This window comes from Streptomyces sp. 17_S59 (assembly GCF_056930295.1).
This window is the reverse complement of sequence record NZ_JBXOWD010000001.1, coordinates 6,878,958-6,893,640: the sequence shown is the minus strand read 5'-3', so window position 1 is coordinate 6,893,640 and position 14,683 is coordinate 6,878,958. Positions and strand designations below refer to the sequence as shown.

The 14,683-nt window shown below is 72.7% G+C and carries 16 protein-coding genes and 1 pseudogene; 11 read left to right on the top strand and 6 right to left on the bottom strand.

Features of this window, described 5'->3' with window-relative positions; translation table 11 throughout:
* Positions 1-52: 52 nt before the first annotated feature.
* On the bottom strand, positions 53-655 hold the full coding sequence (locus tag AC1Z4A_RS31185) for a DUF2867 domain-containing protein (protein ID WP_483683234.1): 603 nt from the start codon (positions 653-655) through the stop codon (positions 53-55).
* 203 nt (positions 656-858) lie between these two features.
* Between AC1Z4A_RS31185 and AC1Z4A_RS31180 the strand changes: the two genes are divergently transcribed.
* Positions 859-1,131, top strand: coding sequence for a WhiB family transcriptional regulator (locus tag AC1Z4A_RS31180; protein ID WP_483683233.1), 273 nt, complete (start codon positions 859-861; stop codon positions 1,129-1,131).
* Here the strand turns inward: AC1Z4A_RS31180 and AC1Z4A_RS31175 are convergent.
* Positions 1,125-2,441 carry an MFS transporter gene (locus tag AC1Z4A_RS31175; protein ID WP_483683232.1) on the bottom strand — a complete coding sequence of 439 codons (1,317 nt, stop codon included), beginning with the start codon at positions 2,439-2,441 and terminating at the stop codon, positions 1,125-1,127. The two genes, AC1Z4A_RS31180 and AC1Z4A_RS31175, sit on opposite strands and share 7 nt — an antisense overlap.
* 79 nt (positions 2,442-2,520) lie before the next feature.
* Between AC1Z4A_RS31175 and AC1Z4A_RS31170 the strand changes: the two genes are divergently transcribed.
* Both AC1Z4A_RS31170 and AC1Z4A_RS31165 read left to right on the top strand, forming a co-directional pair.
* Positions 2,521-3,063, top strand: a complete 543-nt coding sequence (locus AC1Z4A_RS31170) for a MarR family winged helix-turn-helix transcriptional regulator (protein WP_483683231.1) — start codon at positions 2,521-2,523, stop codon at positions 3,061-3,063.
* Positions 3,064-3,129: 66 nt separating this feature from the next.
* Complete coding sequence (locus AC1Z4A_RS31165) at positions 3,130-4,095, top strand: TIGR03557 family F420-dependent LLM class oxidoreductase (RefSeq protein ID WP_483683230.1); 966 nt, start codon at positions 3,130-3,132, stop codon at positions 4,093-4,095.
* Between the two features lie 39 nt (positions 4,096-4,134).
* Here the strand turns inward: AC1Z4A_RS31165 and AC1Z4A_RS31160 are convergent, their stop codons facing one another.
* A complete protein-coding gene (locus AC1Z4A_RS31160; protein WP_483683229.1) occupies positions 4,135-4,809 on the bottom strand; it encodes a UdgX family uracil-DNA binding protein in 675 nt (224 codons plus the stop codon).
* 172 nt (positions 4,810-4,981) lie between these two features.
* Between AC1Z4A_RS31160 and AC1Z4A_RS31155 the strand changes: the two genes are divergently transcribed.
* Entirely contained in the window at positions 4,982-5,308 is a 327-nt protein-coding gene (locus AC1Z4A_RS31155) for a plasmid stabilization protein (protein ID WP_483683228.1), read from the top strand.
* Positions 5,309-5,329: 21 nt separating this feature from the next.
* A complete protein-coding gene (locus tag AC1Z4A_RS31150; protein ID WP_483683227.1) occupies positions 5,330-5,854 on the top strand; it encodes a DUF6328 family protein in 525 nt (174 codons plus the stop codon).
* A 270-nt stretch (positions 5,855-6,124) separates the two neighbouring features.
* Here AC1Z4A_RS31150 and AC1Z4A_RS31145 read toward each other — a convergent pair whose 3' ends face one another.
* Positions 6,125-6,409 (bottom strand): antibiotic biosynthesis monooxygenase, encoded by a 285-nt coding sequence (locus tag AC1Z4A_RS31145; RefSeq protein WP_483683226.1) that lies wholly within the window; start codon positions 6,407-6,409, stop codon positions 6,125-6,127.
* Positions 6,410-6,546: 137 nt separating this feature from the next.
* Between AC1Z4A_RS31145 and AC1Z4A_RS31140 the strand changes: the two genes are divergently transcribed.
* A complete protein-coding gene (locus AC1Z4A_RS31140) occupies positions 6,547-7,122 on the top strand; it encodes a TetR/AcrR family transcriptional regulator (protein WP_483683225.1) in 576 nt (191 codons plus the stop codon).
* Between the two features lie 83 nt (positions 7,123-7,205).
* Here the strand turns inward: AC1Z4A_RS31140 and AC1Z4A_RS31135 are convergent, their stop codons facing one another.
* The gene (locus AC1Z4A_RS31135; RefSeq protein ID WP_483683224.1) at positions 7,206-7,721 is read right to left on the bottom strand and encodes a hypothetical protein; all 516 of its coding nucleotides are present in this window, start codon (positions 7,719-7,721) and stop codon (positions 7,206-7,208) included.
* A gap of 42 nt (positions 7,722-7,763) precedes the next feature.
* On the opposite strand from AC1Z4A_RS31135, the gene AC1Z4A_RS31130 reads away from it, so the two are divergent.
* The 5 genes and pseudogenes from AC1Z4A_RS31130 to AC1Z4A_RS31110 all read left to right on the top strand — a co-directional run bounded on the left by AC1Z4A_RS31130 (position 7,764) and on the right by AC1Z4A_RS31110 (position 13,763).
* Positions 7,764-8,477, top strand: coding sequence for a response regulator transcription factor (locus tag AC1Z4A_RS31130; protein WP_483683223.1), 714 nt, complete (start codon positions 7,764-7,766; stop codon positions 8,475-8,477).
* The gene (locus AC1Z4A_RS31125) at positions 8,474-9,865 is read left to right on the top strand and encodes a sensor histidine kinase (RefSeq protein WP_483683222.1); all 1,392 of its coding nucleotides are present in this window, start codon (positions 8,474-8,476) and stop codon (positions 9,863-9,865) included. The genes AC1Z4A_RS31130 and AC1Z4A_RS31125 overlap by 4 nt, the downstream gene beginning before the upstream one ends.
* Positions 9,866-10,108: 243 nt before the next feature.
* Positions 10,109-11,029, top strand: a pseudogene (locus tag AC1Z4A_RS31120) (chitinase); the annotation flags it as partial.
* Positions 11,030-11,156: 127 nt separating this feature from the next.
* Positions 11,157-12,125: a lytic polysaccharide monooxygenase auxiliary activity family 9 protein gene (locus AC1Z4A_RS31115; protein ID WP_483683221.1), complete on the top strand. Its 969-nt coding sequence runs from the start codon at positions 11,157-11,159 to the stop codon at positions 12,123-12,125.
* An 87-nt stretch (positions 12,126-12,212) separates the two neighbouring features.
* Positions 12,213-13,763: a carboxylesterase/lipase family protein gene (locus AC1Z4A_RS31110; RefSeq protein ID WP_483683220.1), complete on the top strand. Its 1,551-nt coding sequence runs from the start codon at positions 12,213-12,215 to the stop codon at positions 13,761-13,763.
* Here the strand turns inward: AC1Z4A_RS31110 and AC1Z4A_RS31105 are convergent.
* Positions 13,714-14,646: a LysR family transcriptional regulator gene (locus AC1Z4A_RS31105; RefSeq protein WP_483683219.1), complete on the bottom strand. Its 933-nt coding sequence runs from the start codon at positions 14,644-14,646 to the stop codon at positions 13,714-13,716. The genes AC1Z4A_RS31110 and AC1Z4A_RS31105 overlap by 50 nt on opposite strands.
* Between the last annotated feature and the right edge of the window lie 37 nt (positions 14,647-14,683).

Genomic DNA, 14,683 nt, shown 5'->3' with positions numbered 1-14,683 from the left:
TCGGGGGCTCCATGGGTCGGCAACTGTCCGGACGCGCCCGCCGCCGATCCGCTCAGCCCGCTCTCCTGGCGGCGGCACCCGCCTGCCACTTGTGTCCGATCCCCCGAAGCATCGCCGGATAGACCCCGAGGTACCGGAACGGCTTGATCCCCGCCATGTACAGGGCGCCGAACAGGCCGTTCGCCTTCACCAGGACGGCCATCTGGCCCCGGTAGCCGCCGGCCCCGTCCGGGACCCAGCCGATGTGCATCACTGCGTGCACGGTCCGGTTGGCCATCTCGGCGGCCCATTCGTCGTGCGTCTGGTAGAGGGAAGTGAAAGGGCCTTCGCGGAAGCCGGGCCCTTGGGGCCCCTCACGGAGGTCCTCCGGCAACCGGTCCCGCAGCGTCCGCACCCGGGTTCCGACGCCCGCGTCGGGCTTGTCCCAGCCGAGCAGTCCCCCCAGCTTCCAGCGGATCGCGAAGAGCAGGCGCGGCACGGCGGAGGAGAGGGGTCCTCCGTTGCCGTCGGGCTCGGTGAACTGCCGTATCAGCCAGGGGAGGTCGTCCGGACCGCCCGGCGTCGGTAGCGCCCATACGTCCTCGAGGCGGAAGTCACCGGCGATCTCGTGGATCCGCCAGGGACGGGAGGTGTGCGCGGTTGTGGGGAGTCTCATGATCGGGCCCCTGTCTATACGATGCCGTATGGATCAAGGCTAAACCCATTCATACGGCTCCGTACAGATCAGGGTGCACGTGAGGACAGCCACATCACGGGTGCGACCCGCGTGCACCGCCCGCCCCGACTGAAGTCCCTCCGGTTTTCCCGCCGGAAGCCCGGGTAGCCGCGGCTACGCGACCGGAACAGGAGGTGACCGAAATGGCGTGGCTGCAGCACGCAGCATGCACGCACGAGGATCCCGAACTCTTCTTCCCCGTCGGGCCGTCGGGCCCGGGAGGAGCGCAGCAGGAAGAGGCCAAGAAGGTGTGCCGCCGCTGCCCGGTGCAAGCGGAGTGCCTGGACTGGGCGCTGCGCATGGGTGAGACGATCGGAGTGTGGGGCGGGACCGATGCCTTGGAGCGTCGGCAGCTGGCCCGTCGGTACGCACACGCACGCTCGCCCCGGCAGCGCCGGCGGCGGATCCGTCACTGAGGGCCTTCGGCCGCCCGGGGCAGCGGGCCGCGGGGGCGGGCCGACCCGGCCGCCTCCTCACCAGCCCGTTCGCCCTCGTCATTTGGGAGCCGATCGGCCTCCTCGCCCTCCGTCGCCCCGCCCCGGCCCACGCGGCGGACACCCGGCACGGCCGCCGTGCCCGCGCAGGCGAGCGCCACGAGGGCGGCCGCAACCACGAGCGGTGTGGCGGTGCCCCAGGCGTCGGCGGCCAGCGGCGCCAACGTGTAGCCGAGCGGCGCGGCCGCCAGCGACAGCAGCCAGTCGTAGGAGGTGACCCGCGCCAGCACCTGGGCCGGGAACTCCTGTTGCACCACCGTCTGCCACACCGGGCTGAGGAAGCCGAGCCCGGTCATTGCGAGGGCGTACACGGCGACCGTCACGGGTGCCGGGGCGGCCACGGCGAGGGCGAGCAGCGGCAGTGCGTAGAGGGCGAGGCCCAGGTTGGCGAGCAACACCGGGCGGCCGGGCCGGACCCGGCCGGCGATCAGCGAACCGGCGAGCACCCCGACCGCCCCGGCCTGGGTCATCGCAATCCACACGCCGTCCCCGCCCAGGCGCCGGGTGGCGATCAGCGGGCCGAGGGTGAGCAGGACGGTGCTGGCACCGTTCCAGACCCCATGGCCGATCAGGCTGGTCCAGTACCAGTCCCGCGAGCGCAGTTCGGTCCACCCCTCGGTCAGGTCGGCGAGCAGGGAGCGGCGTTCGGCGGGGCTGTGCCGGATGGTGATCCGGGTCAGCAGCACGGCACTGACCAGGAAGGAGACTCCGTCCAGGACGAACGCCCATCCCGCCCCCGCCGTGTAGACCAGCACTCCGGCCAGGGCCGGGCCACCGAGCCGGGCCGCGTTGCCGACGGAGGCCAGCAGGGCGTTGGCCCGCATCCGCTGCGGGCCCCGGACGGTGGCCGCGACCAGCGGTGTGGCGGTCGGCATGGCGAAGGCGGAGGCGATACCGCCGACCGCCTCGGCCACGGCGATGTGCGCGAGTCGCGGCTGCCCGCCTATCAGTTCGGCGCCGACGAAGAGCTGCACGACGGCCCGTACCAGATCGGTGGCCAGTGCCACCACCCGTGGGTCGAAGCGGTCCCCGACCACACCGCCGAGCGGGAGCAGGAGCAGCCTGGGCACCATCGCGCAGCCCAGGACCAGGGCGAGCGCCCCGGACGACCCGGTGGCCCGGGTGATGGCGATCGCGAGCGCGGCGGGGACGACGGCGTCGCCGAGGGTGGAGACCGTCCGGCCGATGAAGAGCAGGCGGAAGTCCCGGAGTCTCAAGGGATGTTGGGTCACGACGGGCACTTTATTTCGGCGCCGAAGTTTCGGCAACGAAATATTCGGCACCGAGCGATCGCCGATTAGACTCGAACCCATGGAGCACCCCGAGCGGCGAGCGGACGAACTGCGCGACTGGACCGACGGCCACGTCGAGCGCTGGCTGCCGGTGCTGCCCCACCTCGACCCGGACATCGAGGGCGCCGTCGTGCGGATGCTCAAGCTCTCCCGTCACCTCGGCCGGGTCCGTGAACAGGGCGTCGCCGACTACGACCTGCAGAAGCACGAGTTCGACACCCTGCACGAGCTGGCGGGCCGCGGCGGGTGCGCCACACCCTCCGAGCTGCGCGACGACCTCAGCCTCGCGGCCGCCTCCGTCACCGGCCGCCTGGAGGCCCTCGAACGCCGGGGGTTCGTGGTCCGCACGCCCTCCACCGAGGACCGCCGCCGGGTGGACGTCGAACTCACCGAGGCAGGCCGGGCGGCCTGGCGCTCGGCGCTGGACGTGGTCGGCCGCGAGGAGCACCGGCTGCTCGGCGTCCTGACCCCCGACGAGCGCCGGCAGCTCTCCGGTCTGCTGCGCCGGGTGCTCCTCGCCCAGGAGGCGCCCGCCTCCGGCACGCCCCACTCCCGCCATTAGGGCACCCATGGCCCCGATCCCGTGAGATCCGGTTTTCCCCCGGCACCGTGGGGAAAACCGGATCTCATGGTGCAAATCGGCTACACGATGATGACCGAGCAGGCAGGACCGAGGGATCTCGTCGCCCACGTGGCGGGTGCCGAGAAGGCAGGCTTCGACTTCTCGGTGGTCTCGGACCACTACTTCCCCTGGCTCGCCTCCCAGGGGCACAGCCCCAACGCGTGGGCCGTGCTGGGCGCCGCCGCTCAGGCCACCTCCCGCATCCCGCTGATGACGTTCGTGACCTGCCCGACCACCCGCTACCACCCGGTCGTGGTCGCCCAGCAGGCCGCAACCGTCCAGGCCCTCTCCCGGGGGCGCTTCCGGCTCGGCCTCGGCTCCGGCGAGAACCTCAACGAGCACGTGGTGGGCGGTGGCTGGCCCTCGATCAGCGTCCGGCAGGAGAAGCTGGCGGAAGCCGTCACCATCATCCGGGCGCTGTTCGAGGGACGGACGCTCACCCACCACGGCCCCTACTACGACGTCGACCACGCGAAACTGTGGGACCTGCCCGACCCGGCCCCGCCCATCGGCATCGCCGTCTCGGGCGAGCGCTCCTGCCGCCTCGCCGGGCACCTCGCCGACCTGGTGATCGCCACCGAGCCGCGCAGGGAACTCCTCGAGTGCTTCGACAGCCACGGCGGTGCCGGAAAGCCCCGGATCGGCCAGCTGGCCGTCTGCTACGACCGGGACCGCGGCGCGGCCGTCGCCCGGGCCCACGACCAGTTCCGCTGGTTCGCACTGGGCTGGCCGGTGCTCTCCGAACTCCCCCACGACATCGCCTTCGCCTCCGCCTCGCGGTATGTCACTGAGGACGACGTGGCCCGGGCCGTCCCGTGCGGCCCGGACGTGCAGGACTTCGTCGCAGCCGTACGGCCCTACGCCGAGGCGGGGTTCACCGAGATCGCCCTGGTCCAGATCGGGGGCGACCACCAGGAGGAGTACCTCAAATGGGCCGCCGCCGAACTCCTCCCGGCCCTGCGGGAACTGTGACGCGGCGCCGAAGCCCCTGCGCCACGCCCGTCGCGGGCGTCAGCCCAGCAGCCGCCCGGCGACCCTCAGGTCCGCCACCAGCCCCGCGTACATCTCGGCACGGTCCGCGTCGGTGGCCCGCAGCACCGCGGACGGGTGAATGGTGGCGACCAGCACGCCCTCCCCCTCCTCCCCCGCGCCGTCGAGAGACGGCAGAGGCAGCGCCACACCGCGCTGCCGCCCCACCCTGAACGAGGAGCCGAACAGCGCCTTCCCGGCCGTCGCACCGAGAGTGACGACCACCTCGGGGTCGATCAGGCGCAGCTCGGCCGCCAGCCACGGTCTGCACGCACCGATCTCCCTCAGGTCCGGCGCCTTGTGGATCCGGCGCTTGCCATGCGGCGCCGGTTCGAACTTGAAGTGTTTGACGGCGTTGGTGACATAGGTCCCTGCGGAGTCGATCCCCGCCTCGCCGAGGGCCCGCTCCAGGACGCCCCCGGCCGGGCCGACGAACGGCTTCCCCTGCCGGTCCTCCTGGTCGCCCGGCTGTTCGCCCACCAGGACCATGCGTGCGGAGGCGTCGCCGGAACCGAAGACCGTCTGGGTCGCCTCGCGGTACAGAGGGCAGCCGTGGCAGGAGGCCGCCGCATCCCGCAGCGCGCGCAGGCCGGCCCCTTCGGGCACGTACGGCCCGGCGTCGTACCCCTCGGGTCCCTTCGGCACATCACCCTCCATGGCGGATCGACCGGGCCTGTCCGTGCGCCCCGTCAACCATGACCCGACTCGCGGACGGGCGCCTGTCGTGAGGGGCGGCTTGCGCCCCGATCGGCCGTCCCCGCCCTGCGGCACGGTGCCTCGGGTGCCACGGTGGCCATGTACCCGGACAGAGGAGAAGAGGGAGAAACGGATGCCCAGGGGAGCCGGCTCCAAGCGCGAGCGTCAGTACGAGCACATCAAGGAGAGCGCCCTCGAGCGCGGCGAGAGCAGGAAGCGGGCCGAGGAGATCGCGTCCCGGACCGTCAACAAGGAACGAGCCCGCGCGGGCGAGTCCGAGACGGCCAGCCGCACCTCGCTCCAGGACATGCCGTCCTCCAAGCGCGGCGGGCAGCGCTCGCACTCCGGCGCCGAGGGGCCGACCAAGGAGCAGCTCTACAACGAGGCCAAGCAGAAGAACATCGAAGGCCGCTCGCACATGAACAAGGCCGAGCTGAAGCGGGCGCTGGGCAGGAGCTGACCCGGGGCGCGGAAGGACGGCATGTCTGCGGACGGAACTCCCGGGGCGGACCCCGGGAAGGCCGGGGAGCAGCGGCGGGACGGGCGGCACGAGTCCCCGGACCAGCGGGCGGACCGGCGCTGGAGCGAGCTGCTCCAGGAGGTGCGGGTCGCCCAGACGGGTGTGCAGATCCTCTTCGGCTTTCTGCTGACCGTGGCCTTCACCCCGCGGTTCACCACGCTCGGGAGTACCGATCGCATGCTCTACGTCGTCACGGTCGTGCTGGGCGCGGCGACCACCGGGGCCCTGGTGGGCCCGGTCTCCTTCCACCGGATCGTCAGCGGGCACCGGCTGAAGCAGCAGACCGTCGCCTGGGCGGCGCGGCTGACCCTGGTCGGAGTGGTACTGCTGCTGGCGACGGTCGCCTCGGCGCTGCTGCTGATCCTGCGGATCGCGCTGCACAACACGGCCGTGCCCTGGCTGGTGGGCGCGGTGGTGGCCTGGCTGGTGCTGTGCTGGTTCGGCCTGCCCGGCTGGGCGCTGCGCCGGTACGGGCACAGGGACTAGCTGCGGCAGGCTCCGCAGCCCGGTCCGGGACGCGCTTCGCCATCACGTGCTCCCTGCTCACGCCGTCCGGCAACAGGTCCCCGCACTCCCCCGTGGTGCGGAAACCGTTGCGCCGGTACAGCTCAACAGCGGGTGCATTGCCGGGAACGACCGCGAGCCGCGACGTGAACGCGTGCTGCGCCTCGGTCAGCGCGGCAAGGCGGACCTGCCGCCACAGCGGCCAGTCGTCCTTGCCGAGAACGCGCAAGTGCACCACGCCCGGCCTCCCCGCTACCGGGGGTCGAGCTTCAGGACCTGCCGGGGAAGCCGTTCGCGTTCGTCGTAGGCGAAGTCCACGCCCGCCTCGCGGGCGGCCGCGAACGATGCCGCAAGAGCCTCGTCCGACTCGAACCGGGCCGTGGACACGACGGCGTCGCCCTCGGCCGTGACCCAGCATTCGGCGGACAGGCATCCGGGCATCGACCGCAGGACTTCACCCGCCTGCTGCACGCGGGTGATGAAGTCGTCGAAATGGGCGGGCTGCGGGTAGTGCACGCCGACGAAGCCGACCGTCATCCCGCCACCTCCTCTCGTCGTCGGTACGGGCGCCATCGCCCGGTGACTTCCGAACACACCATCAAATATACGGGACCGTATACTTCGGCGCCAGACCTCCGGGGAACTTCGTCGAGGTCATCCGCGATACTGAGGGCATGCCCGCCGTCGCACGCACCCCACGCAGCAGCTGGATCGAGCAGGGCCTGCTGGCGCTGGCCGCCGGCGGCCCGGACGCCGTCCGGATCGAAAGCCTTGCCCGGGCGCTCGGCGTCACCAAGGGCGGGTTCTACGGGTACTTCGCCGACCGCACCGCGCTGCTCGAGGCGATGCTCGACAGCTGGGAACGCGAGAGCGTCGACGAGGTACGCGCCCAGGTCGAGCGCGAGGGCGGCGACGCACGGGCGAAGCTCCAGCGGGCCGGCCAGCTCACCTTCTCCAACTCCCGCCTGCTGCCGATCGACCTCGCGATCCGTGACTGGGCGCGGCGCGACGAGGCAGTCGCCGAGCGGCTGCGCCGTGTCGACAACGGGCGCATCGAGTACGCACGTGAGCTGTTCGGCAGCTTCTGCTCGGACCCGGAGGAGGTCGAGGCCCGGAGCATCATGGCCTTCTGCATGGCGATCGGCAAGCACTTCCTCGCCGCCGACCACGGCGACGTGGACCACGATGCGGTCGTCTCCCGCATCTCCGACCTCCTGCTCGCGCGCCCGCACGGCGCCACAAGGCGCTGAAGGCACAGAACGCTGAAGGCGCAGAACCACGACCGGCGACGGGCCCGGCCCGGCCGCCGCCCCGGGTCCGCCCGGCAGGGCGGTCAGTTCTCCACGACCTGCACCTGCGGCGGATGGCCGTTCCACGTGACGAACACCGACGTCGTCGCCACTCCGGCCACGAAGTCCACGCGGATCCAGGCGGTTTGCGTCCATACGCGCATCTGCCAGCCCTCGTCCGGCGTCGCCGAGACGAGCGTGGCCGAGGCCCTGCCGAGGTCGAAGACCACCCTCCCGCCCTTGACGGGGAAGCTCTTCACCCCGGCACCCTCGGAGGACGCGCGCGCGTCGGCCGCCGGGGGCTCCGCGGTCGCAGGCCGTGCGGACGGGGGCCCCAGGGGGCCGGGCGGCGAGGAGGGGCTCGGCTCCGGCACGCGGACGGCGGAGGCGGGGGACGATATTCCGCCGGGTGACGGCGCCGCGGTGCGGGAGATGGGCAGGGCGCGCGGCGGCTCGTACGCCGTGCCCGTCAGGACCGTTCGCACCCCGTACCAGCACACCGCCGTCGCGGCGCCCGTCGCTGCCGCCCAGGCCAGGGCGTGCACCACACCTCGTCTCATCCGGCACATGGTGCCTCACCCGTATGGCGTACGGTGCGGCGCATGGCAAAACTGCTCGTCGTCGAGGACGACCCGTTCGTCCGCTCCGCCCTCATCCGGCAGCTGACGGAGGCGTCGCACACCGTGCGCAGCGTCGGCACCGCTCTCGAGGCGCTGCGCGAGGTGGCCCAGGTAGGCTTCGACGCGGTGATCCTGGACCTCGGCCTGCCGGATCTGGACGGGGCGCAGGCGCTGAAGATGCTGCGCGGCATCACGAACGTTCCGGTCATCGTGGCCACCGCACGGGACGACGAGGCGGAGATCGTCCGGCTGCTCACCGACGGGGCCGACGACTATCTGGTGAAGCCCTTCTCGGCGGCGCATCTGACGGCGCGTATCGCCGCGGTGCTGCGCCGCGCGGGCGGCGGGGTGTCCGCCGCCGGGGTGCCGGCGCCGGAGCGTGTGCTGCGGGTGGGCGGGCTGTCGGTCGACCCGTTGCGGCGACAGGCCGAACTCGACGGAACACCGGTCGACTTGACGCGGCGCGAGTTCGACCTGCTGGCCTATCTGGCCGAGCGGCCGGGCATCGTGGTGCCGCGCAGGGAACTCCTCGCCGAGGTCTGGCAGCAGTCGTACGGCGACGACCAGACCATCGACGTGCACCTGTCGTGGCTGCGCCGCAAGCTGGGCGAGACGGCCGCCCGGCCGCGCTATCTGCACACCCTGCGCGGTGTGGGCGTGAAGCTCGAGGCCCCGGCGGCGCCGGAGGAGGCGTGAGATGGGCCCTGGTCAAGGTCTCGCTGGCCGTGACCGTGATGGTCGTGCTGGCCTTCGCCGTGCCGCTCGGGCTGGTGGTCAGGGAGCTGGCCCGGGACCGCGCCTTCTCCGACGCGGAACGGCAGGCGGCCCAGATCCGTCCGGCGCTCGCCATCACCACCGACCGTGCCCAGCTGGAACGGGCGGTCGCCAGCTCGCAGGCCGGCGAGGTGGGGCGGCTGGCGGTGCACGTGCCGCGCACCGAGGGCACCGGGGGTGACACGGCGGCCGGGGCGCACGAGGCGTACGTCATCGGGCGTTCGCGGGCCGGCCACCGTGGCGTGGAGACCGCCCGCCGCGGCCGTTCCGTCATCGTCCCGGTGTCCGGTGGCTACACCCTCCTTCAGCCCACGGCCCTGGGCGTGGGCGAGTTCGCGGTGGTCGAGGTCTACGTACCGCACAGCGCGGTGGGCAACGGGGTCACGACCTCCTGGCTGATCCTCGCCGGAGTCGGCCTCGGCCTGGTCGTCGGTTCCGTCGCCACCGCCGACCGGCTGGGACTGCGCCTGGTGCGGCCCGCCGAGCGGCTCGCGCGGGCCGCCACCGAACTGGGCGAGGGCAGGCTCGGCGTACGCGTCCGCGAGGACGGTCCGGCCGAACTCCGCGCCGCCGCCGTCGCGTTCAATTCGATGGCCGACGACATCGTGCAGCTCCTCGCCGCCGAGCGCGAGCTTGCCGCCGACCTCTCGCACCGGCTGCGCACCCCGCTCACCGTCCTCCGCCTGAATGCGGCCTCGCTCGGCGACGGCCCGGCCGCCGAGCAGACCCGCGCGGCCGTCGCCCAGCTGGAGCGCGAGGTCGACCAGCTGATCCGTACCGCGCGGGAGGACAGCCGCCACAAGTCCCAGCCCGCACTGGGCTGCGACGCCTGCGAGGTCGTCCGCGACCGGATGGCCTTCTGGTCCGCCCTCGCCGAGGACGAGGGCCGCACGGTGCGGCTCGCGGGCGTCGACGCGAGCGTACGCGTACCCGTCGCCCGCCCCGAACTCGTCGCGGCCCTCGACGCGATGCTCGGCAACGTCTTCCGGCACACCCCGGAGGGCACCGCCTTCGCGGTGGACGTGCACCGCAGCGAGGACGCCCTGATCGTGCTCGTCTCCGACGCGGGTCCCGGCATCACCGACCCGGACGCGGCCCTTCGCCGGGGCCATGGCGCGGGCGGCGCGGGGTCCACCGGCCTGGGCCTGGACATCGTACGGCGCGTCGCGGAGTCGACGGGCGGCGACGTGCGGCTCGGGCGGTCGGTGCTCGGCGGGGCGGAGGTGCGCATGTGGCTCTCGCTGACCGGGGGCGGGCCCCGGCGCCGCGAACGGCGCCGTCGGGTGCGGCGCGGCCGGGCAGGCCGATAGGGGGTGTCGTTAACGGCCGCCGATGGGTTCCTTAAGCCCGCCATAAGAAGCGGGCCCGCCCCGGCCATTCGGCGATTTGCCCTGTTCGCTCTCGCTAGCGTGACCGCTCGTACCGTCCCCCGAACGGAACAGGCAGGCACACACATGGGTTCCTCCGCACACCGCCGACGACCGAGCCGCAAGGCCATACTGGCGAGCACCGGCATCGCCGCGGCGCTCGTGGCCGACGCAGCGTTCACGCTCACGGGCACCGCGCAGGCCACTGCGGCCGGCACGTCCTTCGCCCCGTACGTCGACACCTCCCTCTATCCCGCCTACGACCTGCTCGGCACCGCCGAGAAGACCGGGGTGAAGAACTTCAACCTCGCCTTCGTCACCGCAGGCGGCGGCTGCACCCCCAAGTGGGGCGGCGTGACCGACCTCGGCGGCGACGCGGTCGCCGCGCAGATCGGAAAGCTGCGCCGGGCGGGCGGGGACGTACGGGTCTCCTTCGGCGGCGCCGCCGGTTCGGAGCTGGGCCTGGCCTGCACGTCGGTGGACGCACTCGCCGCCGCCTACGGCAAGGTCGTGGACGCCTACAAGCTCACGAAGGTCGACTTCGACATCGAGGGCGCCGCGCTGCCCGACAGGGCCGCCAACACCCGCCGCGCCCAGGCCATCGCCCGGTTGCAGAAGAAGCACCCCGGCCTCGACGTCTCCTTCACCCTGCCGGTGATGCCCACCGGGCTCACCCGGGACGGCGTCGACCTGGTCGGGAACGCCAGGAAGAACGGCGTGGCCATATCCGCGGTCAACATCATGGCGATGGACTACGGATCCTCCTTCAACGGCGACATGGGCCGGTACGCGATCGACGCGGCCACCGCGACCCACGCCCAGGTCAAGGGCGTGCTGGGGCTGAGTGACGCGGCGGCGTGGAAGGCCGTCGCGGTCACGCCGATGATCGGCGTCAACGACGTCGCCGCGGAGGTCTTCAAGGTCGACGACGCGACGCAACTGGCAGGCTTCGCCCGTGCAAAGGGCATCGGCTGGCTCTCGATGTGGTCGGCGGCACGCGACAAGCCGTGTCCCGGCGGCCCGCAGAACTCGGCGTCCGCGACGTGCAGCTCGATCCGGCAGGACGCGTTCGCCTTCACCAAGGCGTTCGCCGCCCGCCGGAGCTGACACACCTCCCGTACCACTCCCCCACACCCACCCCCCACACCGCCCCGCACGCACGGCGCTCCTCCCCCTACACAACGCGCCGTGCGTGCGGGGCACTTCCCCCACCCCGTCCAAGGAGACATCCCCCATGCGCACCCGCCGCCGTACGACCGCACGGATCACTGCGCTCGCCGTCGCCCCGCTCACGCTCGCCCTCACGGCGCTGCCCGCCGGTACCGCCGCCGCGCACGGTTCCCTGACCGACCCGGTCAGCCGGGTCTCGGCCTGTTTCGCGGAAGGGCCGGAACATCCCCGCTCGGCCGCCTGCAAGGCCATGGTCGCGGCCGGCGGCACCCAGCCGCTCTACGACTGGAACGAGGTCAACATCGGTGACGCCGCCGGGCGCCACCGCCGGATCATCCCGGACGGCAAGCTGTGCAGCGCCGGGCGCGCCAAGTACAAGGGCCTGGACCTGCCGCGCGCCGACTGGCCGGGCACGCGGCTCGGCCCCGGCGCCCACACGTTCCGGTACCGGGCGACCGCCCCGCACCGCGGCACCTTCGAGCTGTACATCACCAAGGACGGGTACGACCCGAAGAAGCCGCTGAAGTGGTCGGATCTGGAGGCCAAGCCGTTCGCCAAGGTCACCGACCCCACGCTGCGGGACGGCAGCTACGTCTTCACGGGAACCGTGCCGAAGAAGTCCGGCCGTCACCTGATCTACAGCATCTGGCAGCGCTCGGACAGTCCCGAGGCGTTCTACACCTGCTCCGACGTGGACTTCGGCCGGAAGGCGTCGGCAGCCGAGGCCCCGGCTCCGGCCGGGTCCGCCCCCACGGACCAGCAGATCGCCGAGGAGGCGGGCAGGTCGACGGTCGACCACGGCGGGCACGGCGGCGACGCGCACTCCCAGCACACCGCGGTGCAGGAGTCCGGCGACGGGGCGGTGGCGGCGAAGGCGGCCAATGCTCCCGCCCCTCAGGGCGGGGCGCTCGCCGAGACCGGTGGTGACGGCAGCACCGTTCCGCTGATGGTGGGCGGTGCCGGGGCCCTGGCGGCCGGTTGCGCCGTGCTCTTCCTGGCCGTACGCCGTCGCGCGGCCCGCCGCCGGGCTTGATGCGGACGTCGCCGTAAATGGTTGGCCCTCGCCCACGACCCGGCGGGATGATGAGAGCGCATTCTTGCTGCCTGGGAGGGGACTGTGATGGCGACTTCCGCGTCCGAGCCTGCCGGCTTCGAGCCCGAGGTCCGCACGGCAGCCGGTGCGCTGCGCGGCAGCAGGGAAGAGGGCCTGGCGGTCTTCCGTGGCATCCCCTTCGCCGAGCCGCCGGTGGGCGCGCTCCGTTTCGCCGCGCCGCGGCCGGCCGGAGGCTGGGAGGGCGTGCGCAGTGCGGTGGCGTACGGCCCGCCGCCTCCGCAGGCCGGTTTCTTCGGCATGGACGCGCTGTCGCGGGACGCGGCGGGCACCGACTGGCTGACGGTCAACGTCTGGTCGCCCGAGCCGCACCCGGGAGCGGGACTTCCCGTGATGGTGTGGATCCACGGCGGCGCCTACTGCTTCGGCATGTCCCACCTCCCCGAGTACGACGGGGCGCGCCTCGCCCGGGACGGCGGTGTCGTCGTGGTGACGTTCAACTACCGCGTGGGCATCGAGGGGTTCGCGCACATCGACGGAGCGCCCGACAACCGCGGCCTGCTCGATCAGGTGGCCGCGCTGGAGTGGGTGCGCGACAACATCCGGGCCTTCGGAGGCGACCCGGACCGTGTCACGGTCTTCGGCCAGTCGGCGGGTGCGGGATCGGTCGCCGCGCTGCTGGCGATGCCGCGCGCGGCCGGGCTCTTCCGGCGGGCGGTCGCGCAGAGCGTGGGAGGGACGTTCTTCTCATCGGCACTCGCCGCCGACATCGCCGTCGTCTGTGCCGCCGAGCTGGGGCTGCGGCCCACGGTGACCGCCCTGTCGGCCGTGGCCCCCAACCGGCTGTCGGCCGCCGGCGATGCGGTCGTCGCCAAGTCGGCCTCGTTCGCGGAGCGCTGGGGTCGGCCCGCGCACAGGTCGGTCCTGTTCTCGCCCATCGTCGACGGCGACGTTCTGCCCGTCACCCCCTGGCAGGCCCTGGCCGACGGCGCCGGCCGGGACGTCGGACTCCTCGTCGGACACACCCGTGACGAGCAGCGGCTGTTCACCGCGCTCGACGGCACGCTCGGCCGGGTGACGGACGAGCAGGCGGCGACTGCTCTCCAGCTCTTCGCGCCCGGCCCGGACGGCGCCCGCCGGTACCGTGACGGGTTTCCGGCCGCAGGCCCGGAGGAGCTGTACGAACTGGTCAACTCGGACTGGCTGTTCCGCATGCCGAGCCTCCACCTGGCCCAGGCGCAGATCGCCGGCGGCGGACGATCCCACCTGTACGAACTGATCTGGCCCGCCCCGGGAATGGGGGGTGTCCTCGGCGCCTGCCACGGCCTGGACGTGCCTCTCGTGTTCGGCAACCTGCGCAGCGGCCAGCCTGCCGCGCTGCTCGGCGAGAGCCCGTCCCCCGCCGCGGAGGAGCTGTCCGCGCGTATGCGCACCGCATGGACGGCGTTCGCCACGCACGGCGACCCCGGCTGGCCCGCATACGACGCCGAGCAGCGCCTCACACAGCTCTTCGATCAGCTCTTCGATGCGCAATCGGCCGTCACCGCCTACCCGGAGGAGACCTCCCGCCTCATCTGGCAGGACCACTCGTTTCCGGCGCTGCCGCTGATCGATCGGTAGTGCAGTGGCGGCGGACGGTGTCCGCGAAGGTGCGGGCGAGCGGGGTGAGGGCGTCCCAGCAGCGTACGGCCCAGCCCACCGGGAGCGGCGGCAGACTGGGGATGGGCAGGAACCGCAGGGCGCCCGATTCGCCTGAGGCATGCCCGTCGGGCAGGGCGGGGACGACTGCGTGTCCGAGGCCGAGTTCGGCCAGCAGGATGGCGGTGTCCCAGTCGGCGACGCCGGTGTCGGAGGTGAGGTGGACGCCCAGCTGCGCGAAGGCCGCGTCCAGGTGGGCTCGGGAGGAGGAGTTCTCCGGGAGCCTGATGTGCCGGATACCGGAGAGGTCGGCGGCCTCGACGTGCGTGCGGCCGGCCATCGGGTCGTCGGCCCGGACCGCCAGCACCCACGGCAGTTCCACGACGGGGCGCTGCTCGATGCCGCGGACCGGGCTGCCGATGGTGATCCAGGCCAGGTCGACGGCGTTGGAGGCGAGCGCGTCGAAGCAACTGCGGCTGGAGGTCTCCGTCCGGAACTCCAGGTTCACCTTGGGGTGGTTCCTGCGGAAGGCGACGACGGCCTGGGACATGAAGTGCCGCACCGTGGTGGCGCCCGTCGTCACGCGCACGGATCCGGCTTCCCCGCGGGCGAGTTCCCCGAGTCTGCGCAGAGCGAGGTCGAGTCCGGCGATGCCGTCGGCGGCCGCCGCCTGCAGAAGGCGTCCCGCGGCTGTGGGCGCTACACCGCGCGGCTGCCGCTCCAGAAGCTGCACTCCCGTCTCCCGTTCCAGCCGCTTCACGTGCTGGCTCACCGCCGACTGGGTGCAGGAGAGGTCGCGGGCGACGGCGCTCAGGCTCCCGGCCTGGCACACCGCCACGAAGACACGCAGGTCGTCTATGGTCACATCCCCAAGTTATCGCTTGGGGATATGCCATGAAACC

Bases quoted from the DNA above. Each gene is read 5' to 3' on its own strand.
- AC1Z4A_RS31155 (WP_483683228.1), top strand. From the start codon at position 4,982: ATGCCCAGGGGAGCCGGCTCCAAGCGCGAGCGTCAGTACGAGCACATC.
- AC1Z4A_RS31110 (WP_483683220.1), top strand. From the start codon at position 12,213: ATGGCGACTTCCGCGTCCGAGCCTGCCGGCTTCGAGCCCGAGGTCCGC.
- AC1Z4A_RS31140 (WP_483683225.1), top strand. From the start codon at position 6,547: ATGCCCGCCGTCGCACGCACCCCACGCAGCAGCTGGATCGAGCAGGGC.
- AC1Z4A_RS31145 (WP_483683226.1), bottom strand. From the start codon at position 6,409: ATGACGGTCGGCTTCGTCGGCGTGCACTACCCGCAGCCCGCCCATTTC.
- AC1Z4A_RS31130 (WP_483683223.1), top strand. From the start codon at position 7,764: ATGGCAAAACTGCTCGTCGTCGAGGACGACCCGTTCGTCCGCTCCGCC.
- AC1Z4A_RS31170 (WP_483683231.1), top strand. From the start codon at position 2,521: ATGGAGCACCCCGAGCGGCGAGCGGACGAACTGCGCGACTGGACCGAC.
- AC1Z4A_RS31115 (WP_483683221.1), top strand. From the start codon at position 11,157: ATGCGCACCCGCCGCCGTACGACCGCACGGATCACTGCGCTCGCCGTC.
- AC1Z4A_RS31160 (WP_483683229.1), bottom strand. From the start codon at position 4,809: ATGGAGGGTGATGTGCCGAAGGGACCCGAGGGGTACGACGCCGGGCCG.
- AC1Z4A_RS31180 (WP_483683233.1), top strand. From the start codon at position 859: ATGGCGTGGCTGCAGCACGCAGCATGCACGCACGAGGATCCCGAACTC.
- AC1Z4A_RS31150 (WP_483683227.1), top strand. From the start codon at position 5,330: ATGTCTGCGGACGGAACTCCCGGGGCGGACCCCGGGAAGGCCGGGGAG.
- AC1Z4A_RS31185 (WP_483683234.1), bottom strand. From the start codon at position 655: ATGAGACTCCCCACAACCGCGCACACCTCCCGTCCCTGGCGGATCCAC.
- AC1Z4A_RS31165 (WP_483683230.1), top strand. From the start codon at position 3,130: ATGGTGCAAATCGGCTACACGATGATGACCGAGCAGGCAGGACCGAGG.
- AC1Z4A_RS31135 (WP_483683224.1), bottom strand. From the start codon at position 7,721: ATGAGACGAGGTGTGGTGCACGCCCTGGCCTGGGCGGCAGCGACGGGC.